Here is a 19,868-nt window from a genome sequence, read left to right as displayed (position 1 = left end):
CTGCGCGAGCAGCTATCACCCAGTAATGGGAATCCCCCTCCTGTGACGCGAAGCGCTAAGGTGGGGGAGGATGTCAATTCCCTCAACTACACCTCCGGCACCACGGGGAACCCCAAGGGGGTGGTCTATCACCATCGCGGCGCCCACCTCAATGCGGTCAACAATGCCCTCTCCTGGGAGCTGCCCAAGCACCCGGTCTACCTCTGGACCCTGCCGATGTTCCACTGCAACGGCTGGTGCTTCCCCTGGACCCTGGCGGCCACCGCCGGGGTGAGCGTCTGTCTGCGCCACGTGCAGGCGGCGGCCATCTACGGGGCGCTGCGCGAACACAAGGTGAGCCATTTCTGCGCCGCCCCCATCGTGCTCAATATGCTCAACAATGCCGATCCGGTCCTCAAGCAGGGACTCGACCACCCCGTCAAGGCGATGACGGCGGGGGCTGCGCCGCCCGCCACCGTGATCGCCGGCATGGAGGCCATGGGGATCGCCGTGACCCATGTCTATGGCCTCACCAAAACCTATGGCCCCTGCGTGGTGTGCGAGCCGCAAAGACGCTGGCAGGGGCAGGATGCCACCACCCTCTCCCGTCTCAAGGCGCGCCAGGGGGTGGCCTCCCCCCTGCAAGGGGAGATGCGGGTCATCAACCCCGTCAGCGGCGAGCCGGTTCCCATGGATGGCAAGACCCTGGGAGAGATAGTGCTGCGGGGCAACATCGTCATGAAGGGCTATCTCAAGAACCCGTCGGCGAGCGAGGAGGCGATGGCACAGGGATGGTTTCGAAGCGGGGATCTCGCGGTCTGGCACCCGGACGGCTATGTGGAGATCAAGGACAGATCCAAGGACATCATCATCTCCGGCGGGGAGAACATTTCCAGCCTGGAGGTGGAGGACGTGCTCTATCGCCACCCCGATGTGGAAGAAGCCGCGGTGATCGCCATGCCGGACGAGACCTGGGGGGAGGTGCCCTGCGCCTTCGTCAAGCTCAAGGAGGGGCGCGAGCTCACCCAGGCCGAGCTCATTGCGTTCTGCCGCGAGCAGATGGCCCACTTCAAGGCCCCCAAGCACATCATCTTCACCCCGCTGCCCAAGACCTCCACCGGCAAGGTGCAAAAATTCATGCTGCGCAAGCAGTTGGCGTGACGACAAAGGCGCCGCGCCATCAACGGGCCTGCGGGCCCGTTTTGTGTTGCGCGATGCAAAGAAGCAGGGCCTCGCCGGTAGCGGTCGCCAGCCAACAAGACGTGCCTTTCGAGCCCGTCCCGGCTTACCATGGCCGCCATGTCCCGCCAGCCTGAGGATGCCTGTGAGAAAATCGGACCGTCTGTTTCAACTGACCAACCTGCTGCGGGCGCATCAACCCCTGACCGCCCGGGAGCTGGCGACGCGCCTGTGCGTGTCGGAGCGCACCATCTACCGCTATATCGACGATCTCTCTTTGGCGGGCATTCCGGTTTACGGGGAAGCCGGGCTGGGCTATCGGCTGAGCGAGGGGTTCGAAATGGCACCGTTGCAACTGAGTGCGACCGAGCTGGAGGCCCTCATCACCGGGGTGAACCTGGTGGCGGTGCTGACGGGCAAGGGGATGGCCGATCCGGCCCGCGCCCTGCTCGCCAAGATTGAGGCGGCCCTGCCCGCCAAGGAGGCTCGGGCACCTCGCGTCCCCGTGGTGCGGGTGCCTGACTATTCCACGGCGCAGCCTGCATACGCTCGCTGGGACAGGTTGCACGACGCCATCACGGCCGGTCACTGGCTGCACATTGGCTACCGGGATGCCAGCGCCAGCAGGACGGAACGCCAGCTCTTTCCCCTCGGGCTCTTCTACTGGGGCGGATGCTGGACGCTCGGCGCCTGGTGTGCGCTGCGCCGGGCCTACCGGGATTTCAGGGTGGATCGCATCGACACCCTGGCGCCGTGCCGTCAGGGGGAAGGGGCGCCCCCTGGCGCGACCCTGGCCGATTACCTTGCCCTGCGCCAGTCGGATGCGTTTCCCCCTGGGCGCAGTGGCGCCGAAAAAGTCATTCAGGACTGACACAAGGCTGTCAGTAGCCCTTCGTTATGCTGGGTTCTCCAGAACATCCACAACGGAGAAAACGAGATGATCATCAAGGGTGACATGCAACAGGCAGGGGGCGTCGAATTTGCCACCTTCAGGCTCAGGGAAGGGGTGACGGAGGCGGATTTGCTCGCCCTGTCACGGCGGGTCGAGTCCGAGTTTCTTCTTCAGCAATCCGAGCTCATCATGCACTGCCTGCTGCGCGGCGCCGACGGCCTCTATGCCGATGTGGTGATGGCCCCCAGCCAGTCGCTGGTGGAAGCCTATTGCCAGCAGTGGCTGCACAACGACGTGGCAGGGGAGTACCTGACCCTGCTTGACCATCACTCGGTCAACATGAGCTTCTGGACCCGTATCGGCTGAGGGCGGCGCGGGGCCTGCCATCCCCCGGCGAGGGGGCAATCATGAAATGAAACGGGCCCACAGGGCCCGTTTTGTTGAACAGAATTCAATAATTACTTGGTGTGGCGCTCATGCAGGCGCTGCACCACATCCTTCAAACCCAAGCCTTCGTTTTGCAGCAAGACTGTCAGGTGGTAGAGCAGGTCAGCGGATTCGTTGATGAGCTCTTCCCTGTCTTTCGCCATGGCGGCCAGGGCCACTTCCACCCCCTCTTCACCCACCTTCTGGGCGATGCGCTTGGTGCCTTTGCCATAGAGGCTGGCGGTGTAGCTGGTGGCGGGATCTGCCCCTTTGCGTGATGCCAGGATCTGTTCGAGCTCGGCCAGGAAGCCGAGCGGCGGCACGGGGTGGCCGTCGAAGCAGGAGGGGTTGCCCAGATGGCAGGTGGGGCCGACCGGGTCGGCGGCAATGAGCAGGGAGTCCTGATCGCAGTCGGTGGTGATGGCGACGAGCTTGAGCACATGACCCGAGCTCTCGCCCTTGGTCCACAGGCGCTGCTTGCTGCGGCTGAAGAAGGTGACCTGGCCGGTGGTCTGGGTCTTTTCCAGCGCCTCGCGGGTCATGAAGCCCTGCATCAGCACTTCGCCGCTGAGGGAATGCTGGACGATGGCGGGGATCATGCCCTCACACTTGGCCCAGTCCAGGCGCTCGGCCAGCGGCAATGCATTGTCTACTGCTTGATTATTCACGGATGGCGACTCCTTCGTTTTTCAGCCAGCGTTTCAATTCGGGAATGGGAATGAGGCCCTTGTGGAACACGGAGGCGGCCAGCGCCCCGTCCACGTCGGCCAGGGTAAAGGCATCGCGAAAGTGCTCCATGGCCCCGGCGCCGCCGGAGGCGATGAGGGGCACCTTGCACACGGCGCGCACCAGCTTGAGCTGCTCAAGGTCGTACCCCTGACGCATGCCGTCCTGGTTCATCACGTTGAGCACTATCTCTCCCGCGCCCCGGCGCTGCACTTCCTGTACCCACTCCAGGGTGGTCCAGGTGGTGGTGCGGGTGCGGCTCTCGTCGCCGGTAAACTGTTTGACCTGATATTGACCGAGGGCGGCATCGAAGTAGGAGTCGATACCCACCACCACGCACTGCACGCCGAAGCGCTCGGCGAGCCGGGTGATCAGGGTGGGATCGGCCAGGGCGGGGGAGTTGATGGAGACCTTGTCGGCACCGAATTCCAGGATCTGGCGGGCATCCTCCACGCTTTTGATGCCGCCGGCGACGCAGAAGGGGATGTCGATGACTTCCGCCACCCGGCTTACCCAGCTCTTGTCCACTACCCGTTCGTCGCTCGAGGCGGTGATGTCATAGAAGACCAGCTCATCGGCGCCCTCGGCGGCGTAGCGGCGGGCGAGGTCGACAATGCCGCCCATCACCTCGTGGTTGCGAAACTGCACGCCCTTGACCACCACGCCATCTTTGACGTCGAGACAGGGGATAATACGCTTTGACAACATGCTCATTGCTCCATGTAAAGCACGGTTAAAGAAACGTCGTTCTGCCGCCGGCGTTGGCCCGGGCGGCGGACGGGAACACGGTTGGCATGCCTTGAACGGGGGCCCATGAAGGGAGAAACGACAGGCCCGGCAGGCCGTCTCGTCGCCTCTGGGCACCCCACTATATGCATGACTTCATTCAGTGATTCAACCCTTTGTCGCCCTTGACCTGCCCCGGATGGCAGGCTGGCGCCTCGGGGAGGGGAGCCCGATCGTCCGGGTGGGTCTCGTCCGTTGCCATATGCTGGCGCAGGGTGAGCAGGGCGGCATCAAAATCAAACGCCTTCAGTTGCCTGGTCAGGGTGTCGCTGCGAGACCCCAGCATGAGGCGAAGGGGACCGGAATACTGCTCGTAGAGGGGGATCACGGCGGTGTCGCTTTGCACCAGCAGGGCTTCCATCTGGCCCAGCAGTTGCTGGCGCCACTGATCCCCCAGAGGCACCAGATCGGTGGTCGGGGCGGCGAGATCGTCCCCGAGCAGAGCGCAAAGGGCGGCGATCTCTTCATCGATGGATGACATGAGTCCGGTGGGCTCAGTGTTGCCGTCCGCGATGGCCTGCTCCAGGGCCAGGCAGTGGCGCGACAGCTCATGTGCCCCCAGGGTGCTCGCCACGCCGCGCAGGCTATGGACCATGCGGGTTGCATCGCTGTGCTCCCCGGCCTGCAAGTGGCGGTGCAGCCGGGTCATATCCTGGCCATGCTCATGGATGAAGTCGCGAAGCAGGGCCAGGTATTTCTCCTGATTGCCGTTGAGGGCCGCCAGCCCCTGGTCGAGATCCAGACCCGGGTGTGCCTGCAGGCGGGCAAGGGGGCCTGTCACGGGATGGCGAGTGCTGTCGTCCGGGGCAAGCTCGGGGACCTTGCCTTGGGGCAGCCAGCGCTGCAGGGCTTCAAACAGCTTGGCGGGGGTGACGGGCTTGGCAATGAAATCGTACATGCCGGCCGATGCGCTCGCCTTTCTGTCCTCCTCGAAGGCGCTGGCGGTGAGCGCCAGGATGGGCAGCCTGTCCATGCCGGGCAGGGCCCGGATGGCGCGGGTGGCGCTGTAGCCATCCATCACTGGCATCTGTATGTCCATCAGGATGAGGTCGAAGGGGTGCTGGCTGACGAGGGCCAGGGCCTCCTGGCCGTTGACGGCCGTCTCGATGACGAGGCCGCTGTGGCACAGGAGCTCGAGCACCACTTCCCGGTTGATGGCGTTGTCTTCCACCAGCAGGATCCGGGCGTGGCGAGGGAAGCTGAAGGCCTGTTGGTTCCCCTGCTCGGACGGGGTCCGGGAAGGAGCGTCCTCTTTTGCCTTGAACAGCCTGGCGGTAAACCAGAAGCAGCTTCCCTGGCCTGGCTCGCTGGTGACTCCGACCTCACCCCCCATCAGGGCGGCGATCCGGCTGGTGATTGCAAGGCCAAGGCCAGTGCCGCCATATCTGCGAGTGGTGGAGACATCCGCCTGTTCGAACGCCTGGAACAGCTTCTCGCGCTGCGCAGGGGTGATGCCGATGCCGGTATCTTCCACCTCGAAGCGCAGCAGGTAGCCGGTGGTGAGGGGGCGGGCCAGCCTGACGCGCAGGGTGACGGTTCCCTGCTCGGTGAACTTGATGGCGTTGGTCGCATAGTTGAGCAGGGCCTGGCGCAGGCGGGTGATGTCGCCGTGCACCCAGGCGGGGGTATCGCCGATGTCCGTCACTATGGTGAGCCCCTTGGCCCTGGCCTGGTCGTTCATCAGGGCGCGGACGTTGTCCAGCATGGCGGTGAGGGTGAAATCGGTCAGCTCCAGCGTCATCTTGCCCGCATCGATCTTGGAGAGATCCAGGATGTCGTTGAGGATGCTGAGCAGGTGCTGGGCGGCAGTGTCTATCTTGGTCAGCCGTTCGAGGTCGGTGGGATCCCGGGTGTCGCGCTTGAGCAGATAGGTGAGCCCCAGGATGGCATTCATGGGGGTGCGGATCTCGTGGCTCATGTTGGCAAGGAAGGCGCTCTTGGCGTGGTTGGCACTTTCGGCCCGCTGGTGGGCCTGGGCCAGCTGCCGGGTGCGCTCGTTGACCATCTCCTCCAGGTGGTAGCGATACTGGTCCAGCTCCTCGCCGAGCTGTTTCTTCTCGGTGATGTCGGCCTGGACCGTGACGTAGTGGGTGATTTCACCGCTCTCCTGGCGGATCGGCGACACCGTGGCCAGCACCTGGTAGTGGGAGCCATCCTTGCGCTGGTTGATGAATTCGCCATGCCAGCGCTGGCCGTGGTTGATGGCATCCCACAGGGCGACATAGCTGGCATCCGGGGTGAGGCCAGAGCGCAGCAGGGACGGGGTCCGGCCTATCACCTCGTGCTGCTGGTAACCGCTGGCGGCGAGGAAGGCGGGGTTGACGTACTCGATGCGCGCCCGGGTGTCGGTGATGAAGACGCCGTCAGGGCTCTGTTCGAGGGCCAGGGACAACTGGCGCAACTGCTGCTCGGCCAGCTTGCTCTGGGTGATGTCCAGATGGATGCCAAGGAGGCGCACGGGCCGTTGCTGGGCGTCCCGATAGACGCTCCCTTTGCTCACCAGCCAGCGGATGCCGCCATCTGGCAGCAGGATCCTGAACTCCAGCTCGACGGGGGCGCCGCTGACCGCCCGCTCCGCCAGCAACTGCTCGATGTGCGGCCTGTCATCCGGATGCAGGCAGGCTTGCCAGGCGGCCAGCTCGCCGAGCGCCTCGGCACTGCGGCCATAGAGGCGGGCGCATTCCGGCGAGAAGAAGAGACGGTTGCTGACCATGTCCCATTCCCAGATGCCGACATGGGCCCCTTCCTGGGCCATCAGCAGGCGCTGTTCGCTCTCGCGCAGGGCGCTGCTGACGGTTTCGGCGCGCACCCGTGCACTGATGGCGTCGTCCATCAGGTTCAGGGCTGCGAGGCGAGCACGACGCTGGGTATCGAGCGCCATCTGCTGATTGTGTTGCAGGCGCTGCTCCGCGAGCTTGCGCTCCGTGATGTCCTGCACGGTGCCGTAGAGCTCGAGTATGGTGCCATCCCTGTCCCTGAGCGCCGCCCCACGGGCAATGACCCAGGCGGTCTCCCCCTGCTCCGTGATCACTTCGGCATCGCACTCGTAGGGCTGCCCGTCCAGCCTGCAGCGCTCGACGGCCTGGGCCACCGTGTGCCACCCCTCCTGGGTGAAGTATTTTCTGACCTCGGGATAGACGGCGGGGGGGAGGGCCGGATCCCGGCCATAGATGCGATAGATCTCCGGTGACCAGAAGTGGCTGTCATCGGCCACGCGCCAGCGCCAGTTCCCTATCTTGGCGAGACGCTGGGACTCGCGCAGTATGGCTTCATTGCGGCGCAGCGCCTCCTCGGTCTCCTTGTTCTGCCGGTTGTCCTCGATGATGGAGATGAAGTAGTCGGGATTGCCTTCGGCGTCGCGCACCAGGGCCACCGTCAGAGTGGTCCAGATGATCTCGCCCCCCTTGTGCAGGTAGCGCTTCTCCAGGGTGTAGTGGGGGATAGTTCCCGCCAGCATCCGGGCCACATGGGCCTCATCGAGGTAGAGATCGTCCGGGTGGGTCAACTGCTGGAACGTCATCCCGGTGAGCTCGTCGGCCCGGTAGCCCAGGATGTGGCACAGCCGCTGATTGACACGCAGCCAGTGTCCATCGGGGGAGACCAGGGCGATGCCGACCGCTGCCTGTTCGAAGGTGACCTGGAAGCGGTTCTCGCTCTGCTGCAACTGGTTCTGGGTGTTCATCAGCTCCTGCCAGCGCAGGACCTCTCTGGCCCGGGCGCGATGAAAGGCGGCACTGAGCACGCTGATGAGCAGACCGTTGGCGATGAGCAGGCACCATTGCACCAGATCCTGGCCAGCCTCGACACTCAGTGAATAGATGGGGGGGAGCATGAAATAGCTGGTGACCAGGGCGGTGATCAGGGTGCAGAGCAGACCAGGCAACAAGCCCCCCAACAGGGCGCAGACGATGATGGGCAGCATGAAGAGAACCAGCAGCGGTCGCTCACCAAAGGCGATGGGCAGCTGGACACGGATTTGCAACATCAGAACGGGCAGCAGCACGGCCAGCAGGGAGATCCCCCAGCGCTGGGTAGAGGGGCGCACATGCCACAGGGGTGACCAGCTCATCATGGGAGATCCTCCGGTGGCATGGGGGCCTGGGGATAGGGGGGCGGCACTCCGAGCTGACGGGAGAGCCCGTTGATCTGGTGCTTGAGGGCCAGCATGGCGAGCTCCCTGTCCACCATCACCTTGTTGAACCGCTCCAGCTCATGGTTCTGCTGGCGCAGCTCGCTGGCCTGGCGGGTCAGGGCCTGTTCAACCTGCTCCCGTTCGGTGACATCGAGCAGAATGCCGATGATGGCGGGCTGGCCGAGGTAGTCGACGCGCCGCCCGTACAGCTCGACCTCCAGGGATTCCCCGTGCTGATGCAGGGCACTGAAGCGGGTGTGGATATCGCGCGCGTCCTGCTCGCACGCGTGCACCAGCTCGGCGACCCTGGTGCTGTCCTTGGGAGCGGCAAGGGCGTGTAACTGGCCAACGGCGATCAGCGCCCCCGGGGTGTCATAGCCAAACAGTCGGGCAAAACAGGGGTTGATGTAGCAGAGCCGACCCTGCTGGATGATGTAGATCCCGGCAAGGGATTGCTCCACCAGGGCACGGAACAGCCCCTCGCGCTCTCGCAAGTCGGCCTCGGCCCGTTTGAAGTCCGTGATGTCCCGAGAGATGCCGAAGATCCCGATCACCTGCCCCTCGCTGTCTTGCAAGGGGCCTTTGGTTGCGAGAAACACATGCTCGCCATCGGGCAGGGTCAGGTACTCCTCCTCGGTCTGCACCCGGTTGCGCTCTATGACCTGGCGCCCGGATGCCATCAGCATCTGCGCCTGCTGCGGCGGGAAGAGCGTCAGATCATCCTGGCCCAGCACCTCGTCAACCGGCTTGCCGACAAACTGGCTGGCGGCCCGGTTGAAGAGGATGTATCTGCCCTCCTTGTTCTTGGCGAAGATGGCGTCTTCCGAGCTGTCGGCGATGGCGGAGAGCAGTTGCAACGCCTCCAGCCGCTGGGACTGGGAGTGCTGAAGCTGCTCGGCCATCTGCAGCCGGGTGTGCTGGCGCAGCAGGATGATGCCGGCGTTGGTGACAAAGAGCACCAGCAGGCCGATGAGACCGATCCAGACGCTCTCCTTGAAGGTGGCCTGGTAGAGTTCCGCCTTGTCGATCTTGGCCAGCAGGTACCAGTCCGTGTTCATGACCGGATAGACAACCCCGAAGACCTCGCTGCCCCGGTAATCCTGGCCATAAAGCACCTGGGGCGTGCCGCGTTCGGCGAGCCGCAAATACTGGGCTGCCAGCAGGGTGGGGTGGGTGACGGGATAGTGCAGGGTGAGAGCCGGTTCCGGGCGATAGCGCAGGCTACTCAGATAGTGGACCTGATCCCCCTGCTGGCGAAACAGAATGGCTTCTCCGCTGCTGTCTGGGATGGGCCAGGTACGAAGGATGCGATCGGCCCAGTCAGTACCGATGATGTGCAGCGCGAGGACGGTGGTCCCGTGGCCTGACGGGCCGAGGGGAGCCAGAAAATCCAGTCTGGCGTATCCCTTTCCATCGACATAGGGGGCCACTCTGAGCACCTTGCCTGCCTCAACCCGGGAAAGGGCGGCCTGCAGGGGACTATTCACGGGGCCAGCCCCCGGGGTCTGCCACAGGATATGGCCGGCAGGATCAAGCAGGGTCGCCCCCTGGAATCCACGCAGCGAGAGGACGTCCTGCAGTTGTGTCAGCCACTGTGTCTTTGCCGTCAGCCCATCAGGAGGCAGGGCACCATAACGCGGGCTCTCGATGATCTGGCGGACATCCTGATCGCGGTTGTCGAGCCATTCGGTGATGCGCCGGCTTTTGAGATCGGCGATGGCTTCGAGACGGGCCACTTCCGTGTCCCGGGTCAGTTCGATGTTGCGGGCGATGGCCATGGCGGTCAGGGCCAGGATGAGCCCGTTGAGCAGCAGGAAGGGGATCCACTGACGCCGGGAGAGGGCGGGCGTCACCGCTGGCTGGCTGATGCGACGACGCAGCATGGCATAAAGCATGAGGGCCGTGATGAGGATGAAGAGCCAGCCCTTGATGGTGCTTGCCATGGCGAACTGGGCAGGGGTGCTGAACAGCCACTCCACCGCCTTGTCGGAGAGCAGGATCCACAGGCTTGCCACGGCGGCATAGGTGAGCACGACGTTGAGCACATGTGCCCGGGTCAGAGGAGCCTCAGCCATCCACGGCCTCGCTGCCATCCTGGTAGCGTTCGGCAATGGTGACGAACGCGTCGAAATGGCGATCGAAGGCGGTCACGACATCGGGATCGAAATGGTGGCCGCTGCCGGAGAGGATGAGGGCGCGAGCCTCGTCGTAGCTCATGGCCGGCTTGTAGACCCTGGCGCAGATGAGGGCGTCAAACACGTCTGCCAGCGCCATCAGGCGAGCCGAGAGGGGGATGGCGTCCCCTTGCAAGCCGTCCGGGTAGCCGCTGCCATCCCACTTCTCGTGGTGCCAGTGGGCGATCTCCTTGGCCAGGGTGAGGAAGGCCAGGGGCTGCTCCATGTCCTGTTCGGCCTCCTCGATGGCATCGCTGCCGAGCTTGGCGTGGGTGCGCATGATCTGCCACTCCTCCGGGGTCAGCTTGCCCGGTTTGAGCAGGATGTGGTCGGGAATGCCCACCTTGCCGATATCATGAAGCGGTGCGGAGCGGCTCAGCAGGTCGATGTAACCCGGGGTCAGGGTATCGGCGAAACGGGGGTGATCAGCCAGGGCGCTCGCCAGCAGACGCACATAGCCCTGGGTGCGCAGGATATGGTTGCCGGTTTCGGGGTCGCGGATCTCCGCCAGATGGGCGAGGGCGCGGATGGAGACCTGCTGGATCAGGTCGTTTTCCGCCATTCGCCGCGCGACCTCGGCTTCCAGCGCCGCATTCTGGTTTTGCAGGCCGTCACGGGCCTGCTTTGCCTCCAGCTGGGTACGCACCCGGGCCTGAACGACCACCGGCTTGATGGGCTTGGTGATGTAGTCGGCGGCGCCGAGGGAGAGGCCGAACTCCTCGCTTTGGGGGTCGGCGAGGGCGGTGAGCAGAACGACGGGAATACGGCTGCTGATCGGGGACTGACGTAATTGCCTGAGCACTTCATAACCATCCATGCCGGGCATCATCACATCCAGCAGGATGAGGTCAGGCTTTGGATCCGCGCTGACGATGCGCAGGCATTTTTCCCCGCTCTGTGCAGCCAGCACGCGGTAATGAGGCGAAAGCAATTCGGTCAGTACCATCAGATTTTCGGGTGAGTCGTCGACGATCAGGATGGTGGCGTTGTGAGGTGTCAACATATGTCTTCCATGACGCTATCCCTGTGAGGTCGAGTATAGAGCCAATTGCTGCCAAATCATAAGATTCGCCCCCATCGGGGAGAAAGAGGCCTGCCCGGATGGGCAGGCTGTCTGATGCCAGAAAGGGGCGCGTCACGCAGCGCGGCCGTCACCCCAGCAGCGAATGGCTTCTGCCACGTCAAACTTGCCCTCCAGCAGGGCACGGCCGAGGATGATCCCCTTGACGCCGGTTCCCTTGAGCGCCTCGATATCCGCCAGACCGCCGATACCGCCGGACGCCTGGAAGCCGACGTTCGGGTAGCGGGCACAGAGATCCCGGTAGAGTTCGACGTTGGTGCCCGCCAGGGTACCGTCCCGGCTGATGTCGGTGCAGAGCACGTGTTTAAGTCCGGCGGGAAGGAAGCGCTCGATCAGCGCCTCGATGGAGATGCCGCTGTTCTCCTGCCAGCCAGCCACTGCGATGTGGCGGTTGCCCTGTTCATCGATGTTGACATCCAGGGCCAGCACGATGCGCTCGGGGCCATATTTCTCCATCCAGCTGGCCACCAGATCCGGGGATTTGACGGCGGTGGAACCGATCACCACCCGGCTGGCGCCGGCCGCCAGCAAGTCGGCCACATCCTGTTCGCTGCGCACGCCGCCGCCGACCTGCACCGGTGCCTCGGTGGCGGACAGCAGCTGGGCGATGAGGGCCAACTGGCGGGCCTTGGCATCCTTGGCGCCGTCCAGATCCACCAGGTGCAGCTGCGCCGCCCCCTGGCTGACATAGTCATCGAAGCGGGCCTGCGGGTTGTCGCTGTAGGCGGTTTTCTGGCCGTAGTCGCCCTGATAGAGGCGCACGACCTGACCGTTGATAAGGTCGATTGCGGGAATAATCATGCCTGTCATAGCTCCAGAAAGTTTTGCAGTAGGCGGGCACCGGCCGGGCCGGATCGCTCCGGGTGGAATTGGGCGCCAAAGAAGTTGTCCCGCCCGACGATGGCGGTAAAGGGCAGGCCGTAGCCGCAGGTCGCCAGGGTCGCGTCGGTCACCTCCAGCGCATAGGAGTGGACAAAGTAGAAGTAGCTGCCGCTGGGAATGCCTTTGAGTAGCGGGTGGGTCTCGTCGTGTTCAATCTGATTCCAGCCCATGTGGGGCAGGCGCAGGTTGCCCACCTCCATCAGGCGGATCCTGCCAGGCACGATGCCGAGGCAGTCGATGAGCGCTCCTTCGCTGCCATCGGCGCTCATGTTCTCTTCCGAGGCCTGTGCCAGCATCTGCATGCCGAGGCAAAAACCGAGCAGCGGCTGCTTGGCGGCGCGAATGAGGGGCACCAGTTCCCGCTCATTGAGGTTCTTCATGGCGGCGATGGCGGTGCCGACGCCGGGCAGGATCAGTTTGTCCGCCTGCTCGATGTCGGTGGCCTTGCAGCTCACCCTGGGCTGCACGCCGAGGCGCTCGAACGCCATGCGCACCGAGGCGAGGTTGGCGCAGCCGGTGTCGATGATGACCAGGTTCTGTTTCCCCATCACAGCACCCCCTTGCTGGAGGGAAGCTCGCTCCCTTCCACGCGAATGGCCTGGCGCAGGGCGCGGCCAAAGCCTTTGAACAGCGCCTCCACCTGATGGTGGGTGTTGCCGCTGCCCACCTTCATCTGCAAGGTGATGGCCATGGCGTCAGAGAGGGAGCGGAAGAAGTGGGGCACCATCTCGGTGGCCATCTCTCCCACGCTGTCGCGACCAAAGCCGCTCGGGCAGTCGAACACGAAGTAGGGACGGCCGCTCAGATCCAGCGCAGTGGCCACGTCCAGCTCGGTCAGCGAGGTGCTGTCAGCCTCCTGGCGGGGACGCCCGTCGATCACCGCCTGCACCTCGTCCATCGCCAGCACGAAGCCGAAGCGGCCGATGCCGCGCTTGTTGCCAAGGGCCTGGCGCAGGGCTTGACCCAGTGCCAATCCCACATCTTCCACCGTGTGGTGATCGTCGATGTGCAGATCGCCGCTCACTTTGAGCTTGAGGCGAAAGCCCGCGTGGGTCGCTATCTGATCCAGCATGTGATCGAAGAAGCCGATGCCGGTGGCGATCTGGTTGCCACCGCTCTTGTCGAGATCCACCGCCACCTGGATGCGGGTCTCCTTGGTGTAGCGCTCCACCTCGGCCACGCGCCCCTTGGAGAGCAGCTGATCACGAATGGCAGTCCAGCCGTGATCTTGCGGGTGGTAGCGTATGCCGCGGATGCCCATGTTCTCGGCAAGCTGGATGTCGGTCTGTCTGTCGCCAATCACGAAGGAGTTGGCAAAGTCGATGCGGCCCGAGGCGAGATACTCCTTCACCAGCCCAAGGTGAGGCTTGCGGCAGCTGCAACCGTCGGTGGGGAAGTGGGGACAGATCAGCACTTGCTCCCAAGTGACGCCCTGGGATTCGAAGAGGTGCATCATCAGGTCGTGGGGCGGCTGGAAGTGTTCAAGGGGCAGGCTGGCGGTGCCGAGCCCATCCTGGTTGGTCACCATCACCAGCACGTAGCCGGCGGCCTGGAGCTCACGCAGCACAGGTATCACCATGGGCTCGAAGCGCAGCTTCGCAAGGCTGTCCACCTGCTTGTCGGTGACCGGCTCCTCGATCAGGGTGCCGTCACGGTCGATAAACAAAAACGGGGTTTTCATCGCTACATCCTTGCTTGTCTTACAGAGAGGGTGGGGGCAGGTCACGCAGCACGGCGAGCACGGCGTCCATTTCGCCCTGATAGCCGATGGTGATGCGGATGCTGTTGTCAAGGCCAGGCTTGCTGGAGAAATCACGCAAGATGATGCCGGCGGCCTTCATGGCGGCGAACACGGCGGCGCCATCTTTGAAGCGCACCAGCACGAAGTTGCCTTTGTCCTCGAACACTTCCTTGACGCAGGACAGACGAAGCAGCTCCGCCTTGATGAGCGCCTTCTGCTTGTTGAGCTCCTGCACCCGCTCCTGCATCAATTCCAGCCCCATGGGAGAGAGCGCCTGGGCGGCAATCTGGGCGATGGGGTCGGGAATGGGGTAGGGCGCGATCACCTTGGCCAGCATGGCAATCACCTCTGGATCCCCCAAAGTAAAGCCGCAGCGGATCCCTGCCAGGGCGAAGGCCTTGGAGAGGGTGCGGGTCACCACCAGGTTCGGGTATTGGGCGAGCAGGTCCACCACGGAGGCCTCCGGGCAGAACTCGATGTAGGCCTCGTCCACGACGATGATGGCGCGGTCCCGGGCCTTCTCCAGCAGGGCGACGAGTCCCTTGCGGCCCACCAGATCCCCGGTGGGATTGTTGGGGGAGCAGAGGAACACCAGCTTCACGTCAGAGAGGCGATCGGCGATGGCGGGCCAGTCCGGCTGACGGCTGGCGGTCAATGGCTGCTCGACAATCCCCACGCCACAGGTCTCGGCGCTGATGGCGTACATGCCGTAGGTGGGGGGGCAGATGAGGATTTGATCTTCCCCTGCCTCGCAGAAGGTGCGGATCAAGAGCTCGATGGCCTCGTCGGCACCGCGGCTTACCAGCACCTGATCCGGATTGACCCCGGCGTAGGCGGCATAGCCATTCACCACCTCGGCCGGCTGGCACTCGGGATAGCGGTTGAGGCGGCTCCCCTCGACGGTGAAGGGATAGGCCAGGGGGGCCTCGTTGGCATTGAGCCAGACGTGGCCCTGGCCGCCGATGCGGCGAGCGGACTGGTAGGGAGTGAGAGCCCGCACAACGCGACGGGCCAGATTGACGATGCTCATGACAAATCCTTCTGCTGTGCTGTTTGTTGGGGCTCGGCGGCCAGGGCGTTCAACCTGAGGGTGACGGCATGCTTGTGGGCATCGAGCCCCTCGGCCTGGGCGATGCGCTGGACGATGGGGCCAAGGCCGCGAATGCCGTCTGCAGTGAGCTCTTGAACCGTGTAGCGGCGCTGATAGTCGGCAAGCCCCAAGCTCGAGCAGGTGCGGGCATAGCCGTAGGTGGGCAGGGTGTGGTTGGTGCCGCTGGCGTAATCACCGACCGACTCCGGTGTCCATGCCCCGAGGAAGATGGAGCCCGCGTTCTCGAGCTTGTCCAGCAGATCCCGGGGGGCCCGGGTCTGCACGATGAGGTGTTCCGGTGCATAGGCGTTGGAGATGGCGCAGGCCTCCTCCAGGTTGTCGCAGAGGATCACCAGGCTTGCCTTCAGGGCTTGCTCGGCGATGTCGCGGCGGCTGAGGTCGGCGAGTTGCGCCTGGATCTCGCTGCCGATGGCATCGGCCAGGGAAGCGGAGGTGGTGACCAGCACCACCTGGCTGTCGGGGCCGTGCTCGGCCTGGGAGAGCAGATCCGATGCCACGAAGGCCGGGTTGGCGCTCTCGTCTGCGATCACCAGCACCTCGGAGGGGCCGGCTGGCATGTCGATGGCGGCGCCCCGCCAGTCACGGGAAACCTGGCCCTTGGCTTCGGTCACATAGGCGTTGCCCGGGCCGAAGATCTTGTCCACCTTGGGGATGGTTTGCGTGCCATAGGCCATGGCCGCGATGGCCTGGGCGCCGCCGATGGCGAACACCTGACGGACGCCACAGGCGCGGGCGGCAAACAGGATCTCGTCGCTCGCCGGAGACGGGGTACAGAGCACCACCTCACGGCAACCGGCCAGGCTTGCCGGAATGGCCAGCATCATCACGGTGGAGGGGAGCGGCGCGCTGCCTCCCGGGACATAGAGGCCGACCCGGCTGATGGGTTGGGTGCGCAGCTCGCACAGTACCCCGGGCTGGGTTTCGACTCGGACGACGGGTTGTACCTGGGCGGCGTGGAAGGTACGGATATTGGCGATGGCGGCCTCGATGGCACCCTTGATGTCATCACCGAGTCGAGCGCAGGCGGCATCCACTTCCGCGTCGCTCACCCGAAGCTGTTCGCGGGGCGCGCGTTCGAAACGCTGGCTCAGCTCGCGCAGGGCCTCATCGCCCCGGCTACGTACCGCGGCAATGATGTCTCGCACCACGGTACCGATGTCGGCTTCGTCGCCAAGGGCGGGCCGGGTCAGGACCTCGGCTTGCCGGGCGGGGGAGAGGGTCTTCCAGATCAGGGTCTGCATGATGTGTCTTCCTTATTCCATCATCTCGGCTTATTCCATCATCTTTTCAATGGGCAGCACCAGGATGGAGCTGGCACCCAGGGCCTTGAGCTGTTCCATGGTCTCCCAGAACAGGGTTTCGCTGGAGACGACGTGCAGGGCCACCTGGTTGGTGTCACCGGCGAGCTGCATGATGGTGGGACGCTCCGCCCCCGGCAGCAGATCGGTGATGGCATCGAGCTTGTCTTTGGGGGCGTGCAGCATGATGTATTTGCTTTCGCGCGCCTGCTGCATCCCCTGGATGCGGGGCAGCAGCTTGTCGATGAGTTTCTGCTTGGCATCGTTCAGGGGGTTGGGAGCCTGCACCAGGACGGCCTTGGAGCGGTAGATCACCTCGACCTCTTTCAGGCCGTTGGCTTCCAGGGTCGCGCCGGTGGAGACCAGATCGCAGATGGCATCGGCCAGACCCGCGCGGGGGGCCACTTCCACCGAGCCACCCAGCATCACGCTCTTGAAGCCCAGGCCCTTCTCGTCGAAGAAGCGCTTGAGCAGACCGGGGTAGGAGGTGGCGATGCGCTTGTCGGCCAGGCTCTCGGGTCCTGTGTAGTTGACATCGTCCGGCACCGCCAGAGAGAGGCGGCAGCCGCCGAAGTCGAGCTGCTTGAGGGTCTTCACCGCAAAGGGCTGCCCCTGGGCTGCGCGAATGAGCTGCACCTCTTCGAGAACGTTCTCGCCGATGATGCCAAGATCGACCACCCCTTCCATCACCAGACCCGGGATGTCGTCATCACGCACTCGCAGAATGTCGATGGGCATGTTCTCGACATGGGCGATGAGGCGCTGTTCCCGCAGGTTGATCTTGAGGCCGCAGCTCTTGAAGAGGGCCTGGGAATCCTGGCTCAGACGACCGGATTTTTGCATGGCGATGCGCAGACGTTGTGTTTCCATTGCTCGATTTCCTTTTAGTCAAAAACGAAAAAACCCTCGGAAGTATGTGCTTCCGAGGGTTTATGAATCTTGCGGTCCTTTTGGAAGTCACCAGTTAAGTGTCTTCCAGCAGTCAACCTCCTGAAAGACTATTCGGGATGATGATGGTGATGATGAGTCTTCAGGGTGGTGAACTTCATGATGTAATCAATCCTTTACAAATCAGATGCCGTTGTTGACGCCCGATTTAAACTACCTGCCTTGACAGAAAATGCAACCGAAAAATGTGATCCGGACGATTAAAGTTGAGAAAACGGTTTTCTGGTCGATAACTAGACAATGAGATGCCAAAGGAGGCGACATCATGCCCAGCCAGGACCTGTTATTTCCCATCCTGCCCCGCGCACCCTCGACACCGAGCCCGGATGACATCAAGCGGGAGGTGACCCAGATCAGCCAGAAACATCAGCTGCGCAAGATAGGCACCGACAATGGCGGCGGTGGCCAGCATCACCAGCAGAGAGAGCAGCCGCCAAAGCCTGATCAACCAGCGGTGCAGGATGATGATCACAAACCGGATCCGGACCACCGGATTGATCTCTTCGTCTGAACGCATTATCAGTCCCGCTTTTTCCGCGCTTTTGGCATAATGCCCGCTTTTGCAGCGGGACATGCCTTTGACCATCATCCAGACCCTGTTCAAGCCAGACGGCCCCCTGGCCCGCCATATCGACGGCTTCAAGGCCCGTGCCCCGCAACTGGAGATGGCCGAGGCGGTGTCGCGCGCCATCAAGCAAGGTGGCCGCTTGCTGGTGGAGGCTGGAACGGGCACTGGCAAAACCTATGCCTATCTGGTGCCTGCGCTGGAATCCGGCAAGCGGGTGGTGATCAGTACCGGGTCCAAGAACCTGCAAGAGCAGCTCTTCTATCGGGATCTGCCCACCATCACGGGGGCGCTTCACTACACCCCGCCGGTGGCACTGCTCAAGGGGCGCAGCAATTATCTCTGCATCGAGCGGATGAACCGGCTGTTGAGTGAATCCCATCTGCAAAAGCCCGAGATCCTGAGCGATCTCGTGAAGGTCAAATCCTGGTCGACTGCCACCGACAACGGCGATGTGGGGGATATCCCGGGGCTACAGGAGAACGCCGAGATCCTTGCCCATGTCACCAGCACCAACGACAACTGCCTGGGTCGCGACTGCCCCTATTACGATGATTGTCACCTGGTCATCGCCCGGCGCCGTGCCATGGACGCCCAGGTGGTGGTGATCAACCACCATCTCTTTTTCGCCGACATGGCGGTCAAAGACACCGGCTTTGGCGAGCTGGTGCCCGAGGCGCAGGTCTATGTCTTCGACGAGGCGCACCAGCTGCCCGAGATCGCCAGCCACTACTTCGGCAAGTCCGTGGGCAGTCGCACCATCCAGGATTTGGCGCAGGATATCCAGCTCGCCTACCGGGCAGAGGCTCATGACATGGCCCAGCTTGGCAAGGCGGCGGACAGGCTCGCCATTGCCAGTCAGGATTTGCGCCTTGCCTTCGGCGTGGAGGGGGGGCGCGGCAACACCCGGGATCTGCTGAGACAATCCCTCTGGGCCCAGGCGCTGGCCCGCCTCAACGATGCCATCGGGCTCTGTTATGAAGTGCTGAAACTGGCGCTCGGGCGAGGGGAGCAGCTGGATCATTGTTTCGAGCGCATCAGCGAGCTGCGTACCCGCCTTGGGGAGGTGCTGGCGGTCAACCAGACCGGTTTCTCCTACTGGTATGACTGTTCGCGTCTGCACTTTACCCTCAATCTGACGCCGCTGTCGGTCGCCGAGCGCTTCGGTGCCGAGGTGCAGCGCCCCGAGGTGGCCTGGGTCTTCACCTCGGCCACCTTGACGGTGGACAATCGCTTCGCCCACTTTGTCGCCGAGATGGGGCTGGCCGGCAGCGCCGAACTCATTCTCGACAGTCCGTTCGATTACGCCGAGCAGGCGCGCCTGTGCGTACCCCGTTTCCTGCCAGAGCCCAATGCCTTCGGGCGCGGGGAGCAGCTGGCGACCCTGATGATCCCCCTCATCAACAAGACGCCGGGGGGGTGCTTCTTCCTCTGCACCAGCCATCAGGTGATGCGCCAGGTGGCCGAGGTGCTGCGCCGGGAAATCGGCCGTACCGTCCTGCTGCAAGGGGAAGACAACAAGCAGCGGCTGCTCAAGACCTTCGTGGAAAACGGTCGGGCCGTGCTGGTGGCCACCAGCAGTTTCTGGGAGGGGATAGACGTGCGGGGGGCGGCATTGTCCTGTGTTATCATCGACAAGCTGCCCTTTGCGAGCCCGGACGATCCCCAGCTCAAGGCACGGGTGGAGGATTGCAAGCTCAAGGGGGGGGATCCCTTTGCCGAGCTGCAGTTGCCCAAGGCGGTGATTGCCCTCAAGCAGGGGGTGGGGCGGCTCATCCGTGATCGCAGTGATCACGGTGTACTGGTTATTTGTGATCCCCGGGTGGTCAACAAGCCCTATGGCGCCACCTTCATCAAGAGCCTGCCTGCCATTCCACGGACCCGGGAGCTGGCGACCCTGGGCGAATTTTTCGGACCACGGGAGTGAGTCCGCCGCGCCGGGGCTGAT

16 protein-coding genes and 1 other annotated feature are annotated in these 19,868 nt (G+C 63.7%); of the genes, 5 read left to right on the top strand and 11 right to left on the bottom strand.

Translation table 11 applies throughout. From position 1 onward, the window contains the following. Positions 1 to 42: 42 nt before the first annotated feature. The 3 genes from PG879_RS16115 (at position 43) to PG879_RS16105 (ending at position 2,416) form a co-directional block, all read left to right on the top strand. Positions 43 to 1,140, top strand: coding sequence for an AMP-binding protein (locus PG879_RS16115; RefSeq protein WP_268914617.1), 1,098 nt, complete (start codon positions 43 to 45; stop codon positions 1,138 to 1,140). Positions 1,141 to 1,330: 190 nt separating this feature from the next. After that, positions 1,331 to 2,029: a helix-turn-helix transcriptional regulator gene (locus PG879_RS16110; protein WP_181023102.1), complete on the top strand. Its 699-nt coding sequence runs from the start codon at positions 1,331 to 1,333 to the stop codon at positions 2,027 to 2,029. A gap of 66 nt (positions 2,030 to 2,095) precedes the next feature. Beyond that, positions 2,096 to 2,416, top strand: coding sequence for a hypothetical protein (locus tag PG879_RS16105; protein WP_143237504.1), 321 nt, complete (start codon positions 2,096 to 2,098; stop codon positions 2,414 to 2,416). A gap of 92 nt (positions 2,417 to 2,508) precedes the next feature. Here PG879_RS16105 and hisIE read toward each other — a convergent pair whose 3' ends face one another. The 11 genes from hisIE to hisG all read right to left on the bottom strand — a co-directional run bounded on the left by hisIE (position 2,509) and on the right by hisG (position 17,277). Continuing rightward, a complete protein-coding gene (gene hisIE / locus PG879_RS16100; RefSeq protein ID WP_029314506.1) occupies positions 2,509 to 3,144 on the bottom strand; it encodes a bifunctional phosphoribosyl-AMP cyclohydrolase/phosphoribosyl-ATP diphosphatase HisIE in 636 nt (211 codons plus the stop codon). After that, on the bottom strand, positions 3,137 to 3,910 hold the full coding sequence (gene hisF, locus PG879_RS16095) for an imidazole glycerol phosphate synthase subunit HisF (RefSeq protein WP_042881382.1): 774 nt from the start codon (positions 3,908 to 3,910) through the stop codon (positions 3,137 to 3,139). Before hisF ends, hisIE begins: the two co-directional genes overlap by 8 nt. Before the next feature lie 178 nt (positions 3,911 to 4,088). Next, a complete protein-coding gene (locus PG879_RS16090; RefSeq protein ID WP_182958660.1) occupies positions 4,089 to 8,060 on the bottom strand; it encodes a PAS domain S-box protein in 3,972 nt (1,323 codons plus the stop codon). Beyond that, positions 8,057 to 10,195: a PAS domain-containing protein gene (locus tag PG879_RS16085; RefSeq protein WP_113978458.1), complete on the bottom strand. Its 2,139-nt coding sequence runs from the start codon at positions 10,193 to 10,195 to the stop codon at positions 8,057 to 8,059. The genes PG879_RS16090 and PG879_RS16085 overlap by 4 nt, the downstream gene beginning before the upstream one ends. Beyond that, a complete protein-coding gene (locus PG879_RS16080; RefSeq protein WP_010674688.1) occupies positions 10,188 to 11,297 on the bottom strand; it encodes a response regulator in 1,110 nt (369 codons plus the stop codon). Before PG879_RS16080 ends, PG879_RS16085 begins: the two co-directional genes overlap by 8 nt. 132 nt (positions 11,298 to 11,429) lie before the next feature. Continuing rightward, positions 11,430 to 12,176: a 1-(5-phosphoribosyl)-5-[(5-phosphoribosylamino)methylideneamino]imidazole-4-carboxamide isomerase gene (gene hisA, locus PG879_RS16075; RefSeq protein WP_143237505.1), complete on the bottom strand. Its 747-nt coding sequence runs from the start codon at positions 12,174 to 12,176 to the stop codon at positions 11,430 to 11,432. A gap of 5 nt (positions 12,177 to 12,181) precedes the next feature. Then, positions 12,182 to 12,805 carry an imidazole glycerol phosphate synthase subunit HisH gene (gene hisH, locus PG879_RS16070; RefSeq protein WP_143237506.1) on the bottom strand — a complete coding sequence of 208 codons (624 nt, stop codon included), beginning with the start codon at positions 12,803 to 12,805 and terminating at the stop codon, positions 12,182 to 12,184. Then, the gene (hisB, locus tag PG879_RS16065; RefSeq protein ID WP_182958656.1) at positions 12,805 to 13,938 is read right to left on the bottom strand and encodes a bifunctional histidinol-phosphatase/imidazoleglycerol-phosphate dehydratase HisB; all 1,134 of its coding nucleotides are present in this window, start codon (positions 13,936 to 13,938) and stop codon (positions 12,805 to 12,807) included. The genes hisH and hisB overlap by 1 nt, the downstream gene beginning before the upstream one ends. 19 nt (positions 13,939 to 13,957) lie before the next feature. Further along, positions 13,958 to 15,028, bottom strand: coding sequence for a histidinol-phosphate transaminase (gene hisC, locus PG879_RS16060; RefSeq protein ID WP_069651239.1), 1,071 nt, complete (start codon positions 15,026 to 15,028; stop codon positions 13,958 to 13,960). Continuing rightward, positions 15,025 to 16,350 carry a histidinol dehydrogenase gene (hisD, locus tag PG879_RS16055; RefSeq protein ID WP_041211399.1) on the bottom strand — a complete coding sequence of 442 codons (1,326 nt, stop codon included), beginning with the start codon at positions 16,348 to 16,350 and terminating at the stop codon, positions 15,025 to 15,027. The genes hisC and hisD overlap by 4 nt, the downstream gene beginning before the upstream one ends. 30 nt (positions 16,351 to 16,380) lie before the next feature. Beyond that, positions 16,381 to 17,277: an ATP phosphoribosyltransferase gene (gene hisG, locus PG879_RS16050; RefSeq protein WP_041211400.1), complete on the bottom strand. Its 897-nt coding sequence runs from the start codon at positions 17,275 to 17,277 to the stop codon at positions 16,381 to 16,383. Positions 17,278 to 17,301: 24 nt separating this feature from the next. Next, positions 17,302 to 17,430, bottom strand: a sequence feature (His leader region). 190 nt (positions 17,431 to 17,620) lie between these two features. Between hisG and PG879_RS16045 the strand changes: the two genes are divergently transcribed. Together PG879_RS16045 and PG879_RS16040 are read left to right on the top strand one after the other, a co-directional pair. Continuing rightward, on the top strand, positions 17,621 to 17,866 hold the full coding sequence (locus tag PG879_RS16045; RefSeq protein ID WP_010674695.1) for a hypothetical protein: 246 nt from the start codon (positions 17,621 to 17,623) through the stop codon (positions 17,864 to 17,866). 61 nt (positions 17,867 to 17,927) lie between these two features. Beyond that, complete coding sequence (locus PG879_RS16040; RefSeq protein ID WP_042017607.1) at positions 17,928 to 19,847, top strand: ATP-dependent DNA helicase; 1,920 nt, start codon at positions 17,928 to 17,930, stop codon at positions 19,845 to 19,847. Positions 19,848 to 19,868: the final 21 nt, after the last annotated feature.

Source organism: Aeromonas sp. QDB63 (assembly GCF_027707425.1).
GTDB classification, from domain to species: domain Bacteria; phylum Pseudomonadota; class Gammaproteobacteria; order Enterobacterales; family Aeromonadaceae; genus Aeromonas; species Aeromonas caviae.
Note: the sequence above shows the minus strand (reverse complement) of the source record. Positions and strands in the feature narration are given on the sequence as shown.